Source organism: Citrobacter sp. Cpo037 (assembly GCF_030332945.1).
Classification (GTDB): domain Bacteria; phylum Pseudomonadota; class Gammaproteobacteria; order Enterobacterales; family Enterobacteriaceae; genus Citrobacter; species Citrobacter portucalensis.
This window is the reverse complement of sequence record NZ_JAOWGW010000072.1, coordinates 44,042-66,470: the sequence shown is the minus strand read 5'-3', so window position 1 is coordinate 66,470 and position 22,429 is coordinate 44,042. Positions and strand designations below refer to the sequence as shown.

The 22,429-nt window shown below is 52.1% G+C and carries 25 protein-coding genes; 7 read left to right on the top strand and 18 right to left on the bottom strand.

Features of this window, described 5'->3' with window-relative positions:
* Window positions 1-2 precede the first annotated feature (2 nt).
* Complete coding sequence (sbcB, locus tag OGX94_RS18015) at window positions 3-1,427, bottom strand: exodeoxyribonuclease I (RefSeq protein ID WP_164562625.1); 1,425 nt, start codon at window positions 1,425-1,427, stop codon at window positions 3-5.
* Window positions 1,428-1,826: 399 nt separating this feature from the next.
* On the opposite strand from sbcB, the gene phsA reads away from it, so the two are divergent.
* From phsA to OGX94_RS17980, 7 genes are all read left to right on the top strand, one after another.
* Window positions 1,827-4,100 (top strand): thiosulfate reductase PhsA, encoded by a 2,274-nt coding sequence (phsA, locus tag OGX94_RS18010; RefSeq protein ID WP_257661853.1) that lies wholly within the window; start codon window positions 1,827-1,829, stop codon window positions 4,098-4,100.
* Between the two features lie 14 nt (window positions 4,101-4,114).
* Entirely contained in the window at window positions 4,115-4,693 is a 579-nt protein-coding gene (gene phsB, locus OGX94_RS18005) for a thiosulfate reductase electron transport protein PhsB (RefSeq protein ID WP_003844270.1), read from the top strand.
* Window positions 4,690-5,457: a thiosulfate reductase cytochrome B subunit gene (gene phsC / locus OGX94_RS18000; protein WP_125112533.1), complete on the top strand. Its 768-nt coding sequence runs from the start codon at window positions 4,690-4,692 to the stop codon at window positions 5,455-5,457. Before phsB ends, phsC begins: the two co-directional genes overlap by 4 nt.
* A gap of 139 nt (window positions 5,458-5,596) precedes the next feature.
* The gene (gene dacD, locus OGX94_RS17995) at window positions 5,597-6,769 is read left to right on the top strand and encodes a serine-type D-Ala-D-Ala carboxypeptidase DacD (RefSeq protein ID WP_032934491.1); all 1,173 of its coding nucleotides are present in this window, start codon (window positions 5,597-5,599) and stop codon (window positions 6,767-6,769) included.
* Window positions 6,770-6,892: 123 nt separating this feature from the next.
* Entirely contained in the window at window positions 6,893-7,360 is a 468-nt protein-coding gene (gene sbmC / locus OGX94_RS17990; protein WP_257661854.1) for a DNA gyrase inhibitor SbmC, read from the top strand.
* 107 nt (window positions 7,361-7,467) lie between these two features.
* Window positions 7,468-8,526 carry an FUSC family protein gene (locus tag OGX94_RS17985; RefSeq protein WP_286569662.1) on the top strand — a complete coding sequence of 353 codons (1,059 nt, stop codon included), beginning with the start codon at window positions 7,468-7,470 and terminating at the stop codon, window positions 8,524-8,526.
* A gap of 238 nt (window positions 8,527-8,764) precedes the next feature.
* Window positions 8,765-9,100, top strand: coding sequence for a DUF496 family protein (locus OGX94_RS17980; protein WP_003834176.1), 336 nt, complete (start codon window positions 8,765-8,767; stop codon window positions 9,098-9,100).
* A 40-nt stretch (window positions 9,101-9,140) separates the two neighbouring features.
* On the opposite strand, the gene OGX94_RS17975 is transcribed toward OGX94_RS17980, so the two are convergent.
* From OGX94_RS17975 to pduE, 17 genes are all read right to left on the bottom strand, one after another.
* Window positions 9,141-10,007, bottom strand: a complete 867-nt coding sequence (locus OGX94_RS17975; RefSeq protein WP_003834174.1) for a GHMP family kinase ATP-binding protein — start codon at window positions 10,005-10,007, stop codon at window positions 9,141-9,143.
* A gap of 92 nt (window positions 10,008-10,099) precedes the next feature.
* Window positions 10,100-11,314 carry an acetate/propionate family kinase gene (locus tag OGX94_RS17970; protein WP_257661855.1) on the bottom strand — a complete coding sequence of 405 codons (1,215 nt, stop codon included), beginning with the start codon at window positions 11,312-11,314 and terminating at the stop codon, window positions 10,100-10,102.
* Window positions 11,299-11,751, bottom strand: a complete 453-nt coding sequence (pduV, locus tag OGX94_RS17965; protein ID WP_126317739.1) for a propanediol utilization protein PduV — start codon at window positions 11,749-11,751, stop codon at window positions 11,299-11,301. The genes OGX94_RS17970 and pduV overlap by 16 nt, the downstream gene beginning before the upstream one ends.
* Window positions 11,752-11,755: 4 nt before the next feature.
* On the bottom strand, window positions 11,756-12,106 hold the full coding sequence (pduU, locus tag OGX94_RS17960) for a propanediol utilization microcompartment protein PduU (protein ID WP_003834168.1): 351 nt from the start codon (window positions 12,104-12,106) through the stop codon (window positions 11,756-11,758).
* Window positions 12,106-12,660: a propanediol utilization microcompartment protein PduT gene (gene pduT, locus OGX94_RS17955; RefSeq protein ID WP_003030201.1), complete on the bottom strand. Its 555-nt coding sequence runs from the start codon at window positions 12,658-12,660 to the stop codon at window positions 12,106-12,108. Before pduT ends, pduU begins: the two co-directional genes overlap by 1 nt.
* 2 nt (window positions 12,661-12,662) lie before the next feature.
* The gene (pduS, locus tag OGX94_RS17950) at window positions 12,663-14,018 is read right to left on the bottom strand and encodes a cobalamin reductase PduS (RefSeq protein WP_257661856.1); all 1,356 of its coding nucleotides are present in this window, start codon (window positions 14,016-14,018) and stop codon (window positions 12,663-12,665) included.
* Entirely contained in the window at window positions 14,015-15,127 is a 1,113-nt protein-coding gene (locus OGX94_RS17945) for a 1-propanol dehydrogenase PduQ (protein ID WP_257661857.1), read from the bottom strand. Before OGX94_RS17945 ends, pduS begins: the two co-directional genes overlap by 4 nt.
* Window positions 15,128-15,137: 10 nt before the next feature.
* Window positions 15,138-16,523 (bottom strand): CoA-acylating propionaldehyde dehydrogenase PduP, encoded by a 1,386-nt coding sequence (gene pduP / locus OGX94_RS17940; RefSeq protein WP_257661858.1) that lies wholly within the window; start codon window positions 16,521-16,523, stop codon window positions 15,138-15,140.
* Complete coding sequence (gene pduO / locus OGX94_RS17935; protein ID WP_148361808.1) at window positions 16,520-17,527, bottom strand: two-domain cob(I)yrinic acid a,c-diamide adenosyltransferase PduO; 1,008 nt, start codon at window positions 17,525-17,527, stop codon at window positions 16,520-16,522. The genes pduP and pduO overlap by 4 nt, the downstream gene beginning before the upstream one ends.
* A gap of 8 nt (window positions 17,528-17,535) precedes the next feature.
* Entirely contained in the window at window positions 17,536-17,811 is a 276-nt protein-coding gene (locus tag OGX94_RS17930) for a EutN/CcmL family microcompartment protein (protein WP_003030211.1), read from the bottom strand.
* A 3-nt stretch (window positions 17,812-17,814) separates the two neighbouring features.
* Window positions 17,815-18,306: a microcompartment protein PduM gene (gene pduM / locus OGX94_RS17925; RefSeq protein ID WP_257661859.1), complete on the bottom strand. Its 492-nt coding sequence runs from the start codon at window positions 18,304-18,306 to the stop codon at window positions 17,815-17,817.
* Entirely contained in the window at window positions 18,303-18,935 is a 633-nt protein-coding gene (locus tag OGX94_RS17920; protein WP_286569658.1) for a phosphate propanoyltransferase, read from the bottom strand. Before OGX94_RS17920 ends, pduM begins: the two co-directional genes overlap by 4 nt.
* A complete protein-coding gene (locus tag OGX94_RS17915) occupies window positions 18,935-19,399 on the bottom strand; it encodes a BMC domain-containing protein (protein WP_257661860.1) in 465 nt (154 codons plus the stop codon). Before OGX94_RS17915 ends, OGX94_RS17920 begins: the two co-directional genes overlap by 1 nt.
* Before the next feature lie 24 nt (window positions 19,400-19,423).
* The gene (pduJ, locus tag OGX94_RS17910; RefSeq protein ID WP_001057752.1) at window positions 19,424-19,699 is read right to left on the bottom strand and encodes a propanediol utilization microcompartment protein PduJ; all 276 of its coding nucleotides are present in this window, start codon (window positions 19,697-19,699) and stop codon (window positions 19,424-19,426) included.
* A gap of 19 nt (window positions 19,700-19,718) precedes the next feature.
* Complete coding sequence (locus OGX94_RS17905; protein ID WP_257661861.1) at window positions 19,719-20,069, bottom strand: glycerol dehydratase reactivase beta/small subunit family protein; 351 nt, start codon at window positions 20,067-20,069, stop codon at window positions 19,719-19,721.
* Window positions 20,059-21,891 (bottom strand): diol dehydratase reactivase subunit alpha, encoded by a 1,833-nt coding sequence (locus OGX94_RS17900; RefSeq protein ID WP_003839013.1) that lies wholly within the window; start codon window positions 21,889-21,891, stop codon window positions 20,059-20,061. Before OGX94_RS17900 ends, OGX94_RS17905 begins: the two co-directional genes overlap by 11 nt.
* Window positions 21,892-21,906: 15 nt before the next feature.
* Window positions 21,907-22,425, bottom strand: coding sequence for a propanediol dehydratase small subunit PduE (pduE, locus tag OGX94_RS17895; RefSeq protein WP_003834133.1), 519 nt, complete (start codon window positions 22,423-22,425; stop codon window positions 21,907-21,909).
* Window positions 22,426-22,429: the final 4 nt, after the last annotated feature.

Here is a 22,429-nt window from a genome sequence, read left to right as displayed (position 1 = left end):
ACTTATACAATCTCTTCGGCATACTGCCAGAGTGATTTCAGCAGCATCAACTTTTCTTTGTTATCCGCATACTGCTGGCTCAATAACTGCAGTTCATTGGCGTAATTTTGCAAAAACTCGGGTGTGAATACCTGGCGGCGATGGTCCAGCCAGCGTTGCTGTTCTGCTTCGTCCAGCGTTCCCGGGAAGTTACGTGCACGGTAATTAAACAACAGTTTTTCAATGCGCTTATCGACAAAGGAGATATCCAGCGCCGGTAAATTGCGTGGTTCGGTTTCCAGAACGATTTTCATCGCCGCACGGTCAGCATCGCCGAAAAAGCCGTTATAAAGTTGGGCATCTACGTTATCTGATGGTGTAAAGGGTTCTGCATCTGCAAAGATCGCAACCACTTTGTCGCGTATGTGCGGATTTTCGCGCAGAACTTTGAGATTATCCAGACAGTGCTGGCGGTTAATGCCAAGACGGTCGGCATCTTCCGGACGCAGGGTATTCGCCTGTGCCAGTACCGGGCATTTGTTGATGTGCACCAGTTTAACCGGTACGGCCGGGTTATCACCCAGATCCGCTTTAGACGTGTAAAGCCTCTCGCGCAGGGCGTCACTGTCGAGTTCGAGCAGCGGCGAAATATCACCGGCTAAGTCGACCATAATAACCGCGTTGCGATTCTCCGGATGCCACGCCAATGGCGCTACCCAGCTGGTGTTGCCGCGCCATGCGCCGAACATACCAGAGACATGGACCAGCGGCTTCATTTGCGGGACATCAATCAACGCGGCCAGCTTGTGCTTATTACGATGGCTGTAGAGATAATCAAACAGACGCGGCTGGCGCGACTTCACTAATTGCGCCATTGCAATTGTGGCGTATACGTCCGCCATCGCATCGTGAGCATTGGTATGCTCAATACCGTTGGCTTTGGTCAAATGCTCCAGGCGGAAGCTGGGTAAGCCGTCGTCGTTTTCCGGCCAGTTAATGCCTTCAGGGCGCAGGGCATAGCAGGCGCGCATCACATCCAGCAGATCCCAGCGCGAATTATCGTTCTGCCAGCTCCATGCATAGGGATCGTAGAAATTGCGATACAGGATGTTACGCGTCACCTCATCATCGAAGCGCACGTTGTTATAGCCCAGGATACAGGTTTTCGGTACGGTGAACAGGGCGTGGATGCGTGCAGCAAAAGCGGCTTCATTTTCTCCCTTTTCACGTGCTTCCTGCGGTGTGATACCCGTAATCAACACCGCCTCAGGCTGCGGCAGATAATCGTCCGCGGGTTTGCAATAAAAGACTTCTGGTTCACCGATGATGTTGAAATCATTATCTGTGCGGATAGCCGCAAATTGCGCGGGTCTGTCCAGCGCCGGATGGGTACCAAAGGTCTCGTAGTCGTGGAAGAGAAAACCAGGTTGCTGCTTGCCGTCATTCATTGTTCAGTTATGTCCGGGATCAATTTAGCGCTGGTTCAAGAATACCAAAAAATAGCGAGATAATCAGCCATGGCATTATCGAAGCTGGATTGTGCACGCAATAAAATTGAGATAAACAGGGCATTAATGGAATTAATTAATAAATTTCGCACTGTTAAAATAAATTACGGAAATAAAATATCTTGAAGTTGCGGGTTTGTAAATAATCTAACTGATAACCATTATTGTTATTTTCCTCTTCTTTGTTGTGTTCTGGAAACTTTAAAAATCTTTTATAAACAATGGGTTTTTATTTATGTCAATTCGCTGTCATGCATTGTAATGAAATGTGATTGATGTAAAAAATAAATAATCTAAACGCCATATAATTATTGGATATATCTAATAACAGGAGGTTATATGAGCATTAGTCGGCGTAATTTTTTGCGAGGAGTGGGTATAGGCTGTTCAGCCTGTGCGATAGGCAGTTTCCCGCCCGGGGCACTGGCACGAAATTCTCCGGAGAGTATCAAAGGGAAAACATCCCTGACGCCAAGTTTGTGCGAGATGTGTTCTTTTCGCTGCCCAATTCAGGCTCAGGTGATTAATAATAAAACGGTTTTTATTCAGGGAAACCCTAATGCGCCACAGCAGGGGACACGTGTCTGCGCTCGCGGCGGCAGCGGCGTTAGCCTGGTCAACGACCCTCATCGCATTGTTAAACCCATGAAACGCACAGGACCTCGCGGGAGCGGTGACTGGCAGGTTGTTAGCTGGGAACAGGCGTATAAAGAAATCGCCGAAAAAATGACGGCAATAAAAACGCAATATGGTCCCCAGGGAGTCGTCTTCTCGTCTAAATCCGGCTCGCTGTCTGGCCATTTATTCCACCTCGCGACGGCTTTCGGGTCACCGAATACCTTTACTCACGCATCAACGTGTCCTGCCGGTAAAGCCATTGCCGCTAAAGTTATGATGGGTGGTGATTTAGCCATGGATATCGCCAATACCCGTTATATGGTCTCTTTTGGCCATAACCTCTATGAAGGGATCGAGGTTGCTGATACGCATGAGCTGATGACCGCGCAGGAGAAGGGTGCGAAGATGGTCAGCTTCGATCCCCGTTTGTCCGTATTCTCCAGCAAGGCGGATGAATGGCATGCGCTCAAACCGGGCGGCGACTTACCGGTGCTGATGGCCATGTGTCACGTCATGATCAATGAAAATCTGTATGACGCGGACTTTGTGGCGCGCTACACCACGGGGTTTGAGCAACTGGCAGAAGCGGTACAAGAGACCACGCCGGAATGGGCGCAGCAGCTCGCGGATGTGCCTGCTGATGTCATTGTTCGGGTCACCCGCGAAATGGCCGCCTGCGCGCCTCATGCCATCGTCAGTCCGGGCCATCGAGCGACGTTTTCGCAAGAAGAAATTGATATGCGGCGCATGATTTTTACCCTCAATGTGCTGCTTGGCAATATTGAGCGTGAAGGCGGTTTGTATCAGAAAAAAGCGGCGGCAACTTACAATAAGCTGGCTGGAGAGAAGGTCGCTCCGGTGCTGGCAAAACCCGATGTCAAATTACCCAAGCCAACGGCGCAGCGTATCGATCTGGTAGCCCCGCAGTTTAAGTACATCGCGGCGGGCGGTGGTGTGGTGCAAAGCATCATTGATGCTGTGTTAAACCAGACGCCTTATCCGGTGAAGGGATGGATTATGTCCCGACACAACCCTTTCCAAACCGTTACCTGTCGACCGGATCTGGTCAAAACCGTTGAACAGCTCGACCTTGTGGTCAGTTGTGATGTCTATTTAAGCGAAAGCGCGGCGTATGCCGACTACCTTTTGCCTGAATGTACTTACCTTGAGCGCGATGAAGAAGTTTCAGACATGTCGGGCCTGAATCCAGCCTATGCCCTGCGCCAACAGGTAGTGGAGCCTATTGGTGATGCGCGTCCGAGCTGGCAAATCTGGAAAGAGCTGGCCGTGCAGTTAGGCCTTGGCCAATTCTACTCATGGCAGGATATGCAAACGCGTCAGTTGTACCAGCTTAATGGCGATCATGCGCTATCTGCTGAATTGCGTCAGAAAGGGTACCGGGAGTGGGGGATTCCGTTGCTGCTGCGTGAACCTGAAGCGGTGCGTCAGTTTGTGGAACGCTATCCGGGCGCGGTGGCGGTTGACAGCGACGGTACCTATGGCGAGCAACTGCGCTTTAAATCTCCGTCAGGAAAAATTGAACTCTATTCCGAAGAGCTGGAAACGCTCCTGCCTGGCTACGGTATTCCGCGCGCGCGCAATTTTGCGCTCAAAGGCGACAGTGAACTCTATTTTATCCAGGGAAAAGTGGCGGTTCATACCAACGGTGCGACGCAATATGTGCCACTGCTTAGCGAGTTGATGTGGGATAACGCGGTGTGGATCCACCCGCAAACGGCCCGTGAAAAAGGCATCAAAAGCGGTGATGACATCTGGCTGGAAAATGCGACCGGCAAGGAAAAAGGTAAAGCGCTGGTCACCGCCGGAATTCGGCCCGATACGCTGTTTGTTTATATGGGATTTGGTGCCAAGGCGGGAGCCAAAACCGCAGCGACAACGCACGGTATTCACTGCGGTAATTTGCTTCCGCATGTTACCAGTCCGGTTTCCGGTACGGTAGTCCACACCGCTGGCGTTACGCTTCGTCGGGCATGAGAAAGGAGAACATCATGAATCAATCTACAAACCCTTATGTCATGCTGCATGACGAGAAACGCTGTATCGGCTGTCAGGCATGTACGGTTGCCTGCAAAGTTTTGAATGATGTGCCAGAGGGATTTAGCCGCTTACAGGTGCAGATCCGTTCACCCGAACATGAACCCGAGGTGCTGTCCCACTTCCAGTTTGTTCGCGTTTCCTGTCAGCATTGTGAAGATGCGCCGTGTGTCAGCGTTTGTCCGACCGGTGCGTCATTTCGCGACGAAAATGGCATTGTGCAAGTGGATAAGTCTCGCTGTATTGGCTGTGACTACTGCGTTGCCGCTTGTCCGTTCCACGTCCGTTATCTCAATCCGCAAACGGGAATTGCCGACAAATGTAACTTCTGCGCAGATACGCGACTGGAGACAGGACAATCGCCCGCCTGTGTTTCCGTTTGTCCGACGGATGCGCTGAAATTTGGTCGTCGCGACGACCCGGAAATTCAGCACTGGATAAATCAAAAAGAGGTTTATCGCCAGCAGGATACGCGTAGCGGCCCGGTGAGTGTTTATCGGCGTAAAGAGATCCATCAGGAGGGTAAAGCATGAATTCTATCTGGGGAGCAGAGCTTAACTATGCGCCGGACTACTGGCCGCTGTGGCTCATTTATGCAGGCGTTGTTATTGTGCTGATGATTGCGGGCCTGGTTATGCACGCGCTGTTACGTCGGATGCTGGCACCCAAAACGGCAACCGGAGAAGAACATCGGGATTACCTCTATTCGCTGGCAGTTCGCCGCTGGCACTGGGGTAATGCGCTGCTTTTTATCCTGCTTTTGCTGAGCGGCCTGTTTGGGCACTTCTCTGTCGGACCGGTGGCATTGATGGTGCAGGTACATACCTGGTGCGGTTTCGCCTTGTTGGCCTTCTGGGTTGGTTTTGTGCTAATCAACGCAACCAGCGGCAACGGTTGTCATTACCGGGTGAAGTTTAACGGGTTGATATCACGCTGCTTGTTGCAAACGCGCTTTTATCTGTATGGTATCATGAAGGGGGAACCACACCCGTTTGCCGCAACGGCAGAGAGTAAATTTAACCCGCTACAACAGCTGGCTTATCTGGCCATCATGTATGCGCTGGTTCCGCTGCTAATCATCACCGGGTTGTTATGCCTCTACCCGCAGGTAATAGGGGCAGGGCCTGTGATGCTGGTGCTGCATATGGTGTTGGCGATTGTCGGCTTACTGTTCATCTGTGCACATATTTACCTGTGCACGCTGGGTGACACTCCGGGGCAGATTTTCCGCAGCATGATAGATGGCTATCATCGTCATCGCAGCCATCACGCAGAGACAGCACCTCGCAAAGGGTAACGCCAGACGTGGTTGATATCTGAAATCCTATCCTTACAGCAAGAAAATGTGCCTTATGTCACATTTTCTTGCAATTTATCCATGTTTGTTCGCCAGAACTTCCGTAAAAAGAACGGCTATTTCTCCATTTTCTGAGGACATGCTGTTGAAACGCCGTTTGTTTATTGCCGCTTCACTATTTGCGATGATTTTTTCGCCCGCGTATGCGACCGACGTCGCCAGTTTCGCTCCACAGCCTCCAGCAATTAATGCCGGGGCGTGGGTATTAATGGATTACACCACGGGCCAAATCCTGACAGCCGGAAATGAACACCAGCAGCGCAACCCTGCCAGCCTGACCAAGCTGATGACCGGCTATGTTGTCGATCGCGCAATCGACAGCAAGCGTATTAGTCCGACAGATATTGTCACTGTAGGACGAGATGCCTGGGCGAAAGATAATCCGGTATTCGTCGGTTCGTCCTTAATGTTCCTGAAAGAAGGGGATCGCGTTTCTGTGCGCGATCTGAGTCGCGGGTTAATTGTTGATTCCGGTAATGATGCCTGTGTGGCGCTGGCGGATTACATCGCCGGAGGGCAGCCGCAGTTTGTCGCGATGATGAACAACTATGTGCAAAAGCTGAACCTGCGGGACACGCATTTTGAAACGGTACATGGTCTGGATGCGCCAGGTCAGCATAGCTCAGCTTACGATCTGGCTGTGCTGTCGAGAGCTATCATCCATGGAGAGCCGGATTTCTACCATATGTACAGTGAAAAAAGCCTTACCTGGAACGGAATTACGCAGCAAAACCGTAACGGTTTGTTGTGGGATAAAACCATGAACGTCGATGGTCTGAAGACAGGACATACCTCCGGCGCTGGATTCAACCTGATTGCTTCTGCCGTTGATGGGCAGCGCCGCCTGATTGCGGTTGTGATGGGGGCGGAGAGTGCGAAAGGGCGTGAAGACCAGGCGCGAAAACTGCTGCAATGGGGACAACAGAACTTCGATACCGTGCAGGTTTTACGTAGCGGTAAGCAAGTTGGTATTGAACGGATCTGGTATGGCGATAAAGAAAAAATTAGCCTTGGCACAGAGCAGGATTTCTGGATGGCCCTGCCTAAAGCCGAAGTCGCTAATATCAAGGCAAAATATGTTCTTGATAAGAAAGAACTGGTTGCCCCCATTGCTGCCCATCAACGTGTGGGGGAAATTGAACTCTACGATCGGGATAAACTGGTGGCGCACTGGCCTCTGGTTACGCTGGAGTCTGTCAACGAAGGCGGCGTCTTCTCGCGTTTGAGCGATTACTTCCACCACAAGGCGTAGTTTTTCCTGATGTGCCTGACTGGCAAGAGTGCGAATCTGCTCACATAATAATCACTGATTCCTTGTGGCCGTCATACCTAAAAATTACACTGTATATAAATACAGTGTAATAGCGGAGGTTATATGGAGTACGAGATAAAGCAGGTCGAGAAACGCATAATTGCTGGTTTCCATATGGTTGGACCGTGGGAACAAACGGTAAAGCAGGGTTTCGAGCAGTTAATGATGTGGGTCGATGGTAAGCAGATCGTACCGCTGGAATGGATAGCCGTTTATTACGACAATCCTGACGTTGTTCCGGTGGAAAAACTGCGTTGTGATACCGTGGTGTCTGTGCCTGAAGGTTTTGAGATCCCAGAAAACAGCGAAGGGGTGATCCAGACCGAACTGGCGGGGGGCGACTATGCTATCGCCGTTGCGCGCGTTGAAAATTATGACTTCGCGACGCCGTGGTATCAGTTCTTTGAGCGCCTGCTGCAGGATTCGACGTATGCGATAGCCGCTAAACCCTGCTTTGAAGTTTATATGAACAATGGCATGGAGGACGGCTACTGGGACATTGAAATGTACGTGCCGGTACAGTCGAAGTAACTGTTTTTGGTGTAAATCAGGATGAATGTCCTGGTCATCAGGGTGATGTTTTCACTCAAAAAACAGGTACAATTCTGTTCTTTGCAATTCCCTGACGGAGTGCATGAGTGCGTGCAGATAAGTCACTGAGTCCTTTTGAAATTCGTTTGTATCGTCATTATCGTGTGGTGCATGGTGTTCGCATTGCGCTGGCGTTTCTTTTTACTTTTCTGTTGGTTCGCCTGTTGAACATTCCTGAAGGTACATGGCCTCTGATTACGTTGGTGGTAATTATGGGGCCTATTTCCTTTTGGGGGAACGTTGTCCCCAGAGCGTTTGAGCGTATTGGCGGGACAATTCTGGGTTCGGTACTTGGGCTGGTGGCTCTTCGTCTAGAGCTCTTTTCACTTCCGCTAATGCTGATATGGTGCGCGGTAGCGATGTTTCTCTGCGGCTGGCTGGCACTGGGTAAAAAGCCGTATCAGGCGTTGCTGATTGGTATAACGCTTGCGGTCGTTGTGGGCGCCCCCGCTGGTGATATGAACACAGCGTTATGGCGCGGCGGCGATGTTATTCTGGGTTCATTACTGGCAATGCTGTTTACCGGTATCTGGCCGCAGCGGGCATTTATACACTGGCGAATTCAGCTGGCGCATTGCGTAACGGGGTACAATTGGGTGTATCAGGCTGCGCTATCTCCCAACCTGCTGGAGCAACCGCGACTGGAAAAGCATTTACAACAGCTTTTAAGCGATGTTGTCAAAATGCGTGGGCTCATCGTTCCTGCCAGCAAAGAAACCCGCATTCAAAAATCCATCTTTGAAGCTATTCAGACGGTTAATCGTAACCTGGTCTGCATGCTTGAGCTGCAAATCAATGCGCTCTGGGCCAGCCGTACAAGCCACTTTGTTATGTTGAATGCGCATACTTTGCGTGAAACACAGCTCAGGACACAACAGGCGCTACTGACGATAACCCACGCATTGTATGAAGGTAATCCACAACCGGTGCTTGCCAATACGGAAAAACTCAATGACACCGTGGTGGAGTTACGTCAGCTTATTGCTGAGCATAAGGGCGATAATGTCGCTGAAACGCCCATTCACGGCTACGTTTGGCTAAATATGGAAATGGCGCGACAGCTGGAGTTGCTCTCTCATTTGATCTGTCGCGCGCTGCGCAAATAAAGAGCAGATGAGGGGATTGGTTCTACTGCTGCTTCGATTCAGCAACGATTAGAGGTATGATACTGAAAAAGGCTAAAACCATTGGTAACTGCAATGGCTTTACCCTCGATAATTCAGGTTTCAACCATGCATGGTCGATGCAGATGCAACTTGAAGTATGGCGGGCATGAAAGTAATGTTGACCCACTTTAGCCGTTGTTTTAACGAATCCGAATCTCACATTATCAGGGGTGTAAAAATGGAAACTACCAAGCCTTCTTTCCAGGACGTGCTGGAATTTGTTCGTCTGTTCCGTCGTAAAAACAAACTGCAACGTGAAATCCAGGACGTTGAGAAAAAGATCCGTGACAACCAGAAACGTGTTCTGCTGCTGGACAACCTGAGCGACTACATCAAGCCTGGAATGAGCGTGGAAGCGATTCAGGGCATTATCGCCAGCATGAAAAGCGATTATGAAGATCGTGTTGATGATTACATCATCAAAAACGCTGAGATCTCTAAAGAGCGCCGCGACATCTCTAAAAAGCTGAAAGCGATGGGCGAAGTGAAAAACGGCGAAGCGAAAGCCGAGTAACGATTTTATGCTTGTTCGGGTCGCTGCTTAGCGGCGGCCCTTATTGCAGTTCGACCCCGCCAGTTACCATCCGCAACAAATGCTGTTCCGGCCAGTGCTCCGTCAATTTTTTCTGCGTCAGCATCCATTTTATGTAGTCCACATCATGACGCTTTCTGTCGAGCATCAGACCGACTACGCTGCCACTGTGCGCAACGTTGACACCGTATAAATCACATTCTTCTACCAGCGCTAAAAGTGAATCAAAATTTGGTTTAGGTAACAGCAACTGGCTGGCGATCGCGCTCAGCGTGGCGGCTTCACCCATCCGATAGGGATTTTGACTGATACAGGCTTCCTGTACCTTTTCCCATGCGCGTTTCAGCGCTGGAGCGCCTGCCAGTAATCCTGACTGGCGTGGAGTACGGTGATAATCAGCAGTAAGCAAGGTTTCCGGACTTTCGAGAACCAGCAGATCGAGTTGAGGCTGGGCTTCACAGGCAATTTGCGTGGAGGCATCGTTATGATCGAACAGCGTAAGCTGGCGGAAAACGGTGCTGTCGGTAGGTTCCAGCGAAACGCAAAGCTGCGCCAGAGTGGATTCGTCTAGCTGATGCCCCAGATACTGCGCCGTGGCGATTGCCGTGGCGGCGATATCCGCTGTGCTGCTGGCCATCCCTTTAGCGACAGGAATGGTTGACTGGACATCAATTCGAATATCCTGACTCATTTGTGCCGGGTATTGCCAGTGCAGCAATAACCTCTCAACCATCGCCCGCGAAAGTGGACGTTCATCTGTCAGCGGTGAACCTGAAGTGACCTCAACGGTGCTATACCATTCAACCGGGCAGGAGACCAATTTCTCACTGCCCAGTATCCAGCCCTGGATAAGTTCTCCGCACGATGCGGGACATTGCGCAACAGCCACGTCTTCACCTATGTGATCAGCAATCCTCGGCGCATAGTGTCATGGCGATCGCGCTATTACCATGATTTGCCGCAATTTGCGGTGCGGCAGTATTATGCAGGAATGCCCAATGTCACAGTTTCAGATATCGCTAAACGCATAACGTCTTGCGCAATCATTAGCTCTTCATTGGTATTAATCACTGCTACTTTGACCATCGCATTTTCCGTCTGAATGAAGGTGGCATTACGCTGATTTTTTTCCTCATCAACGGCCAGACCCAGGAAATTCAGATTACGACAGATCGCAGCGCGCGCCCGTGCGGAGTTTTCGCCAATACCACCGGTAAACACCAGGGCATCCAGACCGCCCATCTGCATAATATAGCTACCAATGGTGGCACGAATGCGCTCAGCAAAAAGCGTCAACGCCAGCGCAGCCTGGTGATTGCCCGTATCTGCGGCATGTTCAACGTCGCGGTAGTCAGGTGAGATACCAGAAACACCGAGCAATCCGGACTCATTGTTGAGCAATTGGTTGAGCTGCTGCGGTGTTTTGCCTTCTCGCAGGGCAATCCACGGTAAAATGGACGGATCGATATCGCCACTTCGCGTGCCCATCATCACGCCAGACTGCGGCGTAAAGCCCATTGACGTATTCACCGATTGTCCGCCTTTGATGGCGCAGATGCTGCTGCCGTTGCCCAGATGACAACAAACAACGCGCAGGGCGCTGAGTGGTACACCCAGTTTTTCAGCAAGCTGTGAGCTAACGTATTTGTGGCTGGTACCATGAAAACCATAGCGACGAATACCCAACTCTGCATAGTAACGCCAGGGCAGGGGATAGATGAAAGAAGGCTCATCAAGCGTTTGATGAAAGGCGGTGTCGAACACCGCAACGGCTGGCGTTTTGGGCAATAGCTGGCGGAATACCGCGATCCCCAGCGCATTGACCGGGTTATGCAGAGGAGCCAGTTCCGCGAGGCGCTCGATTTCTGCCAGCGTTTCATCAGTTACCAGCGCTGAGTCTTTAAAGGATTCCCCGCCGTGCGCGACGCGATGGCCCACGCCGTCGATCTCATCCAGACTGCTGATAATGTGGTGGTTGAGCAGTTTTTCCAGGAGCAACGTTACGGCTTCACGGTGATCGGCTACGGGCAAAGTCTCCTGCCATTTCTGCGCTGGCGTTTTTAGGGTGACTTGCGCATCAGACAAACCGATACGTTCAATCAACCCCTGACAGATCATTTCACCCTGCGACATCGCCAGTAGTTGAAATTTAAGCGAGGAACTACCTGCATTAATGGCCATTATTTTGTGAGACATGAAGGTTCCTTTGCATTCAGAAAAATGAACATCTCATCGACCCCGGTATTCTCCAGCGCGCTGGTGACAAATACTTTTTGCGCACCAGCCTGAACTAACCAACTCTCCGCAAGAGAAATACGCTGCGGGTTGGCTAAATCGGCTTTGGTAACGAGGCCAATAACGGGTCGGTTCATTGGTCCGGTAAAACCGGGAGAAAATGGTGACCACGGCGCGTCAGCATTTAGTACCAGCGCAATAATGTCTGCTTCACAGGCGCTGGCCAGCAGCGCACTGTACAGGCAGCGGTTCTCAAGATATTCACCCGGCGTGTCTATTGTCGTAGGAGACCAGACTATGGCCTGGGTCTTCTGATAGTGAAGTGCCTCTCCCCGCATGCACTGCGTGAGCGACGTTTTACCGCACTGGCTGGGGCCAATTAGCATGATACGTTTCATGAGATTACGTCCGGGTGATGGGACACGCGGTAAAACGCATCATTTCGCCCAGCGTTCGGGTTACCTGTTTCAGTGCGTACTCAACGGCAGAAACATCACCCGTCAGTACCACCGCGCCGGTAAACCGGTCGAGAAAACCAATCTCTACCGCCCCGGATTTCGTGGCGATATCACAGGCGATGATTGAGGCTTCGCTGGGGGTAATGGTCAGAATACCGATTGCGGAAAGCGAATCGGGTAATCCCAGTTTCTTGAACAAATCTTTACCTGGATTAGCAATAAGATGCGCCAGCGTGACCTGTTTGCCAGGTACATATTCCTGAATCATTCGATCCGTGGTGGGTTGTCTTTCCATTATCCCTCCACCATTTGTCGCCACATGCTTTCATGCGGGCGGGGTATGACCGAGCGGTAAACCAGCAGGCCTTTTTCACCCGCACTTTCACTGGCAACCGTCACCGCGTTATTCACATCGGATACATCGCCAGCAACGACCATGTAGCACTTGCCGCCAATACCAAATGCCATATGGACGCGTACCAGCGTGACGTTGGAGGCTTTAACCGCCCGGTCGGCGGCGCAGATGCAGGCAGCAACGCTCCATGTTTCGACAATACCAACAGCCTGACGCTTATCCACGCTGTTTAGTCCGCTGATTGCGGGGAGTACGCTGGCATGAATGTTGGGGAGTACCAGACTGTCAACGAGCATATCACCAGCAAGAGATGTTCCAGTGGCAATCGCCTGTTGTACGGCACCTACGTCACCACCGAGCATGAGTAGAAATTTTCCCGGGCAGATGGTCTTGCTGACCAGTAAATTCACATTCGCGCTTTTTAACATGGCATCGCCAGCTTCCATTCCTTTGGCAATGCTGGTGAGTTCTAAAATCCCTATAGCCTGAGACATGATTAACCTCTAATTACCGTGATGGATTGCTCAGTGATTTCGCTGACAATACCGTCAATACTGGCGTGAACAGGCGCGCCTAATGCACCGGAGGGCACATCGGCAACACATTGACCGCGAACAACGCGTTCGCCTTGTTCTACACATGGGATGGCGCTGGCACCTATATGCTGGCGTAACAACAGCGTCGTTTTATTTGTGGAATAATCAGTTTCAGCCAGTGGCGCATCGTGATACCAGTCGCTAAGACCCAGTTTGGTAATAAGGCGTTTAACTGGGATCAGCCGGTACTTCGCCATTTCATCCTCAGGATTTAGCGGCCCTTCATAACGGTGGTTGAGCGCCCGCAATTCACGTTTAAGCATACGGTTGATGCGCATCGGTGAAATCCCAACCGGACAGGCTACGCTTTCACACACATTGCATTCTGAACAGGTCAGGGCCGTGAGCAGCAGTTGCGGTGTGGCCGCCTGCTGATAATTAACCGCACGAACCAGCAGATGCGGGGATAATTCATGACCGATCAAATGCCTCGGGCACAAATCCGTACACAAACGGCACTGCTCGCAAACGGTCTTTGCTACAGAAAGCACGGTGCGTTCATCCTGCATCCGCCGCTGAATCAACGCATGAGACTTAGGCAAAACCAGCAGGCCCCCGGTGGTCTTGCTGACAGGGGTATCCAGTGAAGTAATCAGGCCGCCCATCATCGGACCACCGTTAATAAAGCCGGGATCGTCAACGGTTGCACCCCCGGCCAGCGCCAGAACGTCACGTAAAGACATTCCGATAGGGACTGTGAGTGTGATAGGACTGGCGACTGCGCCGTTAACGGTCAGGGTACGACGCGTAACGGGGTACTGCTGCTCAACTGCTCTGGCGATGTTGAGCACGGTCTGGACGTTATTGACCACCACGCCGACGCTGACCGGCAGCGCGGCAGGCGGAACTCTCCGACCTGTTGACATCCAGATGGTCAGAACCTCGTCACCAGCCGGGTAGACATCAGGCAAAATATGTAAGCGGATCCCGGTAGGCAGAAGGGGCGTTAATGCATTGATAGCCTTCTGGTATTTCTCTTTGAGTGCAATAATTCCGGCACTGGCTCCGGTAGCCGTCATGGCATATTGAACGCCGCGGATAAGTCGCTCAGCCTGGACGGACATCAACTGCTGGTCAACTTTCAGCATTGGCTCACATTCAGCCGCATTGACCAGAAAGGTATCGACCTGCGCCTGTAATTTTACGTGAGCAGGAAAGCCTGCGCCTCCGGCTCCGACAACACCCGCTGCGCGAACGCGTTCACGAATGGTCTGCGCATCATAGAGCGTGGACTCTGCCGTCATGGCTGTCTTCATAATAATTCCTCAAGCAGTTCCTGCATGGCACTGGCGTCGGCAACACAAGGATTGGTTTGCAGCGTGACGTCAGCCAGCGCGGCCTGAACCATCGACGGGATACGTTGTGACCAGACTTGCTTTCCGTCTTTAAGCGCGTCAACAAAAGAAGGCAACGCACACTGTTTTTTGAGTAGCTCGATGTGATGGATGAGCGCATTCAATGCCGCTGTATCGTTCGCGTTATCCGGGCATAAATGGCAGGCTTTAGCAAAACGGGCATAGCGCTTCGCAGCCCGCGGATCGCGGGCATTAAAATGAATGACATGGGTCAGCAGCAGCGCATTGGCAAGTCCATGCGGCAGATGAAACTGACCACCCAACTGATGGGCAATCGCATGATTGATCCCCAGTCCAGCCTGACTAAATGCCATTCCCGCGAGCGTTGACGCATTGTGCATTTTCCCCCTGGTTGCCAGACAGTCGCCTTTGCTGACGGCGACAGGCAGGTACTGGAAGACGATTTGAGCCGCTTTTTCAGCCAGTGCATCGGTGAAGTCACTGGCCTTCGTGGATACGTAAGCCTCCAGTGCATGCGTTAACACGTCCATGCCGGTATTCGCGGTGATGGCAGGTGGTACGCTGACGACCAACGTTGGATCAAGAATGGCCATGTCCGGGTAAAGTGCGTTATTGAACAATGGGTATTTAATGCCTTTATCCGGATCGCTAATCACGCAGGCACTGGTTACCTCGGAGCCTGTGCCGCTGGTGGTGGGAATTGCAACACAGGTTTCAATTTCAATACCGAACTGTCGGCTGAACCAGACGATGGCTTTTGCGGCGTCCAGTGCTGAGCCGCCACCAAAACCCATCACGACGTCCGGTCGCAGGGACTGCATTTGTGCAATCCCTTGTACTACCGTACCGATGGTGGGATCGGGGGTGATATCGCTGAAAATGCTGATGCGGTTATCCGCTGGCAGAGCGTTGCGCAGCTTTTCAATCAGGGGAGAACGTGCGAGAAAACCATCGCAGATAATCCAGATATGCTTATTCGTGAAACGCTTGAGCACATCCAGACTTCCCTGGCCGCTGTACAATCGAGTTTGCAGTGAAAAGCTATTCATAACGGCCCCATTAGCGAATAGAAAAACCGTTTGTCAGCACGCAACGACGAGAGCGTGCGAAAGTGCGCGCAGATGTTGTTCCTTCACCGGTTGGCGTCGCAATAGTGAAGGTTGTAAAACCTTCACCACCAACGCCGATCCCGGCGTAAGAGGGGCCATTTTTCACAAAGATGGAGGTCTGAAGCGTGCGCGCGGCAAGGTTCAAACGTGACACATTTTGCGAATGCATAATGGCGGTGTGATGCAATCCCTCTTCAACCTCCAGGGCCAACGTTAATGCACTGTCAAAATCGCTCACTGTTACGACGGGGAGCATTGGCATTAATTGCTCGCTGGTAACCCACGGGTCGTCAGCCTTGACGATGCCTGTCAGTAGTCGAGGTGCTTTTGCCGGAACCGGTATTCCTGCTGCTTCCAGTAAGGTTGCCGGGCTTTTACCCACCAGTTTTTTATTGGCTATGCCTTCTGGTAGACAGACAGCACGCAGTTTGTCTACCTCTACGCTATTGAGAAGCATCGCACCAAAAGACTGCATCTGTTGAACCAGTCGTTCGGCAACGGCATCAACAACAATCAGGCTCTTCTCAGCAATGCAGGGGAGGTTGTAATCAAAGGATGCGCCATTGATGATATCTTCCGCCGCCTTAACCAGGTCGGCTGTTTCATCAACAATGCAGGGTGGATTTCCTGCGCCTGCGCCGATGACTTTTTTCCCGCTTTTCATGCCCATAGCAACAATGCCTGGGCCACCGGTAATCGCCAGAACTGCGATTTTAGGGTGCGCCATCATCTGCTGGGTAGCCTCAAAAGTGGGTTCTGTGACCGTGACGACAAGATTACGAATTCCGCAGCAACGGAAAGCAATATCTTCAATCATGGCAATCAGCTTGAGTGAAACCTTTTTAGCACCCGGATGCGGACTGAAATAAACGCTATTCCCTGCCGCCAGCATGCTGATGCTGTTGTTAATAATGGTCTCTGTCGGGTTAGTACTGGGGGCGACAGAGCCAATCACGCCAAACGGTGAATACTCGAATAACACCATGCCGCCATCGCCGGTTAGCGCCGTGGTGGTGAGATCTTCGATACCCGGAGTGTTGTCCAGCGCGGCTTTATTTTTAAGGAACTTATCCTCTTTGTTGCCCATACCCGTTTCGGCAGCGCTCTCAGCGGCCAGTGAAGCAAGATGAGGCGTCAGTTCTTCGCGCAGGGCGTTTATGATGGCGCTGCGGGTTTTCAATGGACATTGCTGGTAACGCAGAAAAGCCTGATGCGCGGCATCGATCGCTTCGCCAACGGACGGAAAAATACCGTTACCCTTAACTTCTGCTTTTGCCGGGGCGAGTTGCTCACTCAAAATGTTACGAATAAGGGTTTCAAGTTCTGAAGTATTCATTGATGTGTTCTCACGTTAATCGCCGCAATGGCCGTTTCTGCAATGTCCATATCCTGTTCAACGCTTCCTCCGCTGATGCCAAGACCCCCGAGGAGTAAACCCTCACGCCATAATGCGTACCCGCCACCGAAGGTGACGACTTTTCCCTGCATATGGCTTTCCAGACCGTAAAGCGCAGCACCGGGTTGAACTGCTGATGTCAGCTTATGTGTGGCGGTTTTCATCGCCACGGCAGTCCAGGCTTTTTTGGGTGCCAGTTCGCTACTCACGAGTAATGCGTCAGGCATGCGCCAAGTCACCATTTGGGTCCCGTTCGCATCAACAATGCTAATGACGATCGGAACCTGAAGTTCTTCTGCTCTCGTCACCGCAGCGCGAGTGAGTTGGTGGAGCTCCTGAAAAGACAGAGACATAGTCGGCTCCTTTATGGCTGGTGCTTGAACGGCAGCGAGATAGCGCTCAGCCACTTTCTGAATGATGTCGTTTTGATGGGCGTCATGATCTTCTGCTCGTGCAAGCGCATATAAGCAGTCGGACAGGCGATTGATATAACGCATCAGCACGTGTCTGACGGATATCTCGGTGGAGAGCTCGACCAGTCGTCTCTCTGCGCGGCGTGCCAGCGTACGGGCAAAGTGCAGTCGGCTGGCGGCTTCGCTGCGGCCAGGTAAAATAAAGCTGCGCAGCGGCGGTACTCTTCCCATTGCGGTATCGATGGCAGCTTCCAGTGCCGCAATTTCTTCCGAGCTGATGTAGCGCTGCTCTGGCGTTGGTTCTTCGCTTTCGCTTGCCAGTTCGGCGCTGAACCAAAAAAGCTGCAGCTGGATATTTTCAAGTAACTGCCGGTGCTGCGGGTTTTTCGCTGCACAAATGCACAGACTTAGCGCCGCATTCAGTTCGTCCAGCGTACCGTAGGCTTCCACGCGTGGATGCGTTTTGCTCACGCGCTGTCCGGTAAAGAGGGCTGTTGTTCCGGCATCACCAGTACGGGTATAAATCGCCATAGTTCCTCCTAACGAGAAAGCGTGTCGACAATGCCGACGATAGCCAGATCGATGGCCTCATTAGGGCCAGAAAAAACGTGTCTGGCGCTGGAGCCGCTGCTGAGTAATACCAGTTCGCCAGTTCCCGCGCCGACAGAATCAACAGCGACTTCATCTCCACTCACAGGGGACGCAGGAAGCTCTCCGTCAGCACTTACCCGACGTACCAGCAACAGTTTTTTTCCCACCAGTGATGGGGATTTTTGCGTGGAAACCACAACGCCTGTAACCCGTGCCAGATGCATAGCTCACTCCTGCTTAATTAGTTGGACATTTCGCAGACTGACTGCTTCCTGAGCCAGAGTCGTCACGACACACCGACGGCGCAACACCAGTACGCCATCCCTTAATTGGGCGACGTCGGCATAGCTGAGAAGCTTCTCAGGATGCAAAAAGATGATTCGTCCCCGTTCGTCATTGAACTCCAGCGGTAGACGTGCGAGTTTTTTCACGGGGATTGCGGGTAATAATCGGTGTTGTAGTGAAATTTTCACGCGGACTCCGCATGCCAGCGCGTCGTGAATCTTTCTCACCGACATGTTGGCTGGGCAGCCTTCGGCAATTCGCTCCAGTAATGGCAGATCCACTTGCTGGAGATGGAGCGACGAGTACTGGCAGCATACTGTCCGTGAATCGATTTCCCGTAACTGCGCGACGCTAAGAGTGAGCGTGCTTTCCGCGCGTTTTTTTAATCGGGAAACAACCTCCTCGATAATGCGTTGCAGCAGTTCGTTGTTCATCGTGAGGTCACCAGTGTGGCGAATGCCTGGGGATTATCAGCGCCTGCAGCATTGGCTTCGTCTGTATCGATATGCATTTCGAGGCGCATATCCGGCGAAACGCGTACGGCGACGTTATCGAAAATCAGTCGACGTTCATCGCCATTAATGGCGACCGAGACTCTATCACCATGGGAAAACCGCAGAATCAGAGCATCGAGCGGCGACATATGGATATGCCGTTGGGCGACGATCACCCCGGATGCTAAGTCCAGTTCAGCAAATGGGCTGACGAGACGAACACCGGGTGTGCCCTGAATATTGCCCGACATCCGCAGCGGAGCAGCAATTCCCAACGTGCGGGCGTCGGTACGAGAAATTTCGACCTGGCTGGTACTGCGCAGCGGGCCGAGTAAACGCACATTTTTTAACTGACCTTTTGGCCCCACCAGCGTGACAGTCTGCTCTGCTGCATATTGTCCTGGCTGCAATAGCCCTTTTTTCTCACTAATGGGGTGATTGGGAAACAAGCGACCATAATCTTCAGCGCACAGATGAATATGACGATTAGAGATCCCCAGCGGAATCGGGCGCTCGCGCATTTCATCCAGAACCTTAGCGACAGTGGTCTCCAGTTGCTGTTTATCCATTACGCTTCACCTCGTTTGCCAGAGTGAAGACAAAGCGTGCGCGGCTCGCCTTTTTGGCGAGGGCAGGCAGGATCAAGACACAAATTGCAGCTAATCAACTCTGCATCTTGCGGGGCTTCGAGTACATCATGGACTACAAATATCTCTTCATGCGGTACGGCTGGTATGGGTTCTGGCGTTGGCTCAGGCTCCAGGGCAACGCTATGCGACAGGATCCCGTCCCCGGGTCTGGAAATGACTTTGTGAGCCACCAGTCCATTTCGCTGGTCAGCGAAACTGACACCGGTGGAAATGGCCGCCTGGACGGAGGCCACATCCCCGATTATCTTGATCACCGTCCAGCCTGAGCCGTTGGTTTTTTCGAGGCCCACCAGCGTGATGGAGGCGGCTTTCGCCATGACGTCCGCGCAACTGATGGCTAATGCCAGACCACTAACTTCAAGTAATCCCAGTGATTGCTTCACGCTGTGCTCCTTGGTTGCAACGACTTATGCGGATTTAGGTAAAATGGCTTCAACGTCGCTGTGCGGACGCGGGATAACGTGGCAGGATTTCACCTCACCAACGGCGCTTGCGGCTGCGCTTCCTGCATCTACGGCTGCTTTCACCGCGCCGACATCACCGCGAACCATAACGGTGATAAGGCCAGAGCCGATTTTTTCGTAACCAACCAACTGCACGTTTGCGGATTTCACCATGGCATCAGCGGCTTCAATAGCGCCGACAAGCCCTTTTGTTTCAACCAGTCCCAGTGCGTTATTCATACTGCTTTTCTCCTATGGGTTATGAGTGGCATTCCCGGAACGGAATGCCTTTAACCAGCCGCGCAGCGTTGTTACCAATGCTGCGGCGATTGTGGCTATTTTGTTGATACGTCAGCGTAAAAAGTGGTGCTGACGTGGGTAAGTTTTTGTAGTGCACGACCAGTTTTTCGCGGCTACAGCCAATACCGACCAGCAATGGAGACTGGCAGGCGGCCAACCATGCGTTGTGGATAACGTCAGCTGAGCCACTCTCCTGAATCACAAAAGGGATCCCTTCTTCTTCAATACCCAGCAGTACGTCATTCCAGACGTCAGCACAGTCAGCACTGGTGAAGATAACGATGGCTGGTGTGGTGAGATTACTTTCCATGAGCGAATGCCTTATGCCAGGAGAGAATCAGTCCTGTCGCAACCGCATTGCGCGGACCTTCGGTACCACGAATGTTGCCGCGCCCGGCAACCAGTCGATAATGCGCCAGAGCATCGGTGACCAGCTGTGGAACTTCAAAATCCAGAGATGAGCCGCCAACCAGCACCACAAAGGGAATATCCCGAATGTTCCCGGTCGGACTGACCTGACGTAGCGCTCTGAGTGCGTTAGTAACGAAAACACGCTCCTTGGCGCTTCGACGAATGGCCCGTACTTTCTCCAGCGCCAGTTCACCAGGCAGTGGCACCAGTTCATCGGGTTTCACTACGCACACGCGCGCAAAAACCGTTGGTGGGAGAGGCGTAGGGAAGAACTGAACGCTGCCGTCTTCGTGGCGAAGGTGGAACAAGCTCTCAACTTTCGCCAACGGATACTTTTTAATCTCTTCAGCGAGATAACGGTCATCCAGACCCAGTTCACGGGCAATGATCATCGTGACCATATCGCCTGCGCCTGCCAGGTGCGTGGCAATAATTTCGCCCTTAGGATTGATGATAGAAGCGTCGGTTGAACCCGCGCCGAGATCCAGAATAGCCAGTGGTCGTGTTGTGCCCGGAGTTGTTAAGGCTCCCAGAATGGCAGCTTCGGCTTCGGCCCCGCCAACCTGGACGTCAATGTTGAGCTTTTGCGTGATCTCTTGTGCAATCATCGCCATTTGCAGACGGTCTGATTTCACCATGGAGGCTATGCCGACAGCCTGTTCCAGTGAGAACTCACCTGCAAGTCCACCCGTCACGCTGACGGGAACCGAGGTATCGACCGCCAGCAGATCCTGAATAAAAATTTCATGACTGGGTTTGTTGGTTAATTCAGCCATCGTCTGGCGCACATGCTCCAGCATGCCGCCAATATTGGTGCCAGCTTCTCCGGTAACGTTATCCAGTTTTGGGCATTCACCAACCGCTTTCATAATCGCTTCGGCGCCCGCGGCAACGTCGACCCGTACGGTACGACCTTGAGACTGTAGCTCCAGATTTCCGGCAGGAATCGCTCGCGCTTTCACATCACCTGACGGCGTTTTCACCACCACGGCTGAACGGTTGCCGATCAGCGCCCGTGCCATCGGAACAATGTTTTTAGTCTCATCGGCATTGAGGCCAAAGACAGTTGCAATGCCGTAGGGGTTAGAAAGGGTTTCAATGACCTTTCCTGGTACAGCGACCTCAATGGCAGCCAGCATCCCCAACGGGATACGGTCGATATGAAGGACTTCATCGACGATGGGCAGGGGGTGAGTCAGACGATTGCTGACCAACACGCCATCGTCCTGTTGTAAAATAACACCAGTCAACTGGTATCCAGCACGGACGGAGGCATTAATCATCGTAGCGACATCGGCGAAATCAAATGCCGATGACACCACCAGAATATAGGGCGTATCCGCCGGACGACTGAGAAGGTCTTCCGGCGTAATAGTGACGCCCACGCCTAACCCGACACCGCCCGGTGTTTTAGGGTTATGGCCGATCATGGTGGATTCAGTGATGATGGTTTCGGTTATTGTTTCCATCGCCACATCGCCAATGACCGGGGTGGCTTCGTTAATACGGATGAGCGAAATATCACTGACATTGATACCGGCGTTTTTTGCCGCCAGCGTAAGGGCCTCCTGAATGCCAAACACATTACGTAATGTGCCCTTAATTCCGGTGGTTTCTGCCAGCGCGCTGCCGGTGATGCTCAGCACGCCAGACTCATCGAGAGTAGCCAGAGCGACTTCCGTTGATGAGTTGCCTATGTCAATGCCAGCTATATATCGCATGATCCTTTCCCTGAGTTAGTCGTCGCCTTTGAGTTTTTTACGCTCAACGTACAGCGCTGCCGCTTCACGAACGAAAGCTGCACAGATTTTTGCCTGATAACGATTTTCGAGATCGTCGGCGATAGCCATCAGCTCATCTTTTGTTGAGCGATACGGGCGCAGCGCGTTGTAGATCTCAAGAATGCGATCGTCAGGAACAGCGGTTAGCTCGGCTGCGCGCTCGAAGTTCATCGCCAGCCTGTCACGTCCGGCATCTTTGGCGATTTCCGCCTGCAGGCGCAGTGTTTCAGGGGTGATGCGCATGTCCTGCGCGGTCACTTTGTTGCTCAGAACATTTTCAAGCGTGAAGTCGTCCAGCGTTTTGTTGGTCGCAGTTTTTACCCACTCAGGATGTTTATTCGCGAGAGGGTAATCCGTGACTTTCGCGGTATGTGCTGATGAACTCACCGCGGGCGGAGTTGCGGACTCGCCTTGCAGGCTGTTCATCCGGCTCAACACATCCCGAACCATCGATTCAATTGCGTCGGTATTCATGGAG

Coding starts and splice junctions, on each gene's coding strand:
- sbcB (WP_164562625.1), bottom strand. CDS start 1,427: ATGAATGACGGCAAGCAGCAACCTGGTTTTCTCTTCCACGACTACGAG.
- phsA (WP_257661853.1), top strand. CDS start 1,827: ATGAGCATTAGTCGGCGTAATTTTTTGCGAGGAGTGGGTATAGGCTGT.
- phsB (WP_003844270.1), top strand. CDS start 4,115: ATGAATCAATCTACAAACCCTTATGTCATGCTGCATGACGAGAAACGC.
- phsC (WP_125112533.1), top strand. CDS start 4,690: ATGAATTCTATCTGGGGAGCAGAGCTTAACTATGCGCCGGACTACTGG.
- dacD (WP_032934491.1), top strand. CDS start 5,597: ATGCTGTTGAAACGCCGTTTGTTTATTGCCGCTTCACTATTTGCGATG.
- sbmC (WP_257661854.1), top strand. CDS start 6,893: ATGGAGTACGAGATAAAGCAGGTCGAGAAACGCATAATTGCTGGTTTC.
- OGX94_RS17980 (WP_003834176.1), top strand. CDS start 8,765: ATGGAAACTACCAAGCCTTCTTTCCAGGACGTGCTGGAATTTGTTCGT.
- OGX94_RS17970 (WP_257661855.1), bottom strand. CDS start 11,314: ATGTCTCACAAAATAATGGCCATTAATGCAGGTAGTTCCTCGCTTAAA.
- pduV (WP_126317739.1), bottom strand. CDS start 11,751: ATGAAACGTATCATGCTAATTGGCCCCAGCCAGTGCGGTAAAACGTCG.
- pduU (WP_003834168.1), bottom strand. CDS start 12,106: ATGGAAAGACAACCCACCACGGATCGAATGATTCAGGAATATGTACCT.
- pduT (WP_003030201.1), bottom strand. CDS start 12,660: ATGTCTCAGGCTATAGGGATTTTAGAACTCACCAGCATTGCCAAAGGA.
- pduS (WP_257661856.1), bottom strand. CDS start 14,018: ATGAAGACAGCCATGACGGCAGAGTCCACGCTCTATGATGCGCAGACC.
- OGX94_RS17945 (WP_257661857.1), bottom strand. CDS start 15,127: ATGAATAGCTTTTCACTGCAAACTCGATTGTACAGCGGCCAGGGAAGT.
- pduP (WP_257661858.1), bottom strand. CDS start 16,523: ATGAATACTTCAGAACTTGAAACCCTTATTCGTAACATTTTGAGTGAG.
- pduO (WP_148361808.1), bottom strand. CDS start 17,527: ATGGCGATTTATACCCGTACTGGTGATGCCGGAACAACAGCCCTCTTT.
- OGX94_RS17930 (WP_003030211.1), bottom strand. CDS start 17,811: ATGCATCTGGCACGGGTTACAGGCGTTGTGGTTTCCACGCAAAAATCC.
- pduM (WP_257661859.1), bottom strand. CDS start 18,306: ATGAACAACGAACTGCTGCAACGCATTATCGAGGAGGTTGTTTCCCGA.
- OGX94_RS17920 (WP_286569658.1), bottom strand. CDS start 18,935: ATGGATAAACAGCAACTGGAGACCACTGTCGCTAAGGTTCTGGATGAA.
- pduJ (WP_001057752.1), bottom strand. CDS start 19,699: ATGAATAACGCACTGGGACTGGTTGAAACAAAAGGGCTTGTCGGCGCT.
- OGX94_RS17905 (WP_257661861.1), bottom strand. CDS start 20,069: ATGGAAAGTAATCTCACCACACCAGCCATCGTTATCTTCACCAGTGCT.
- OGX94_RS17900 (WP_003839013.1), bottom strand. CDS start 21,891: ATGCGATATATAGCTGGCATTGACATAGGCAACTCATCAACGGAAGTC.
- pduE (WP_003834133.1), bottom strand. CDS start 22,425: ATGAATACCGACGCAATTGAATCGATGGTTCGGGATGTGTTGAGCCGG.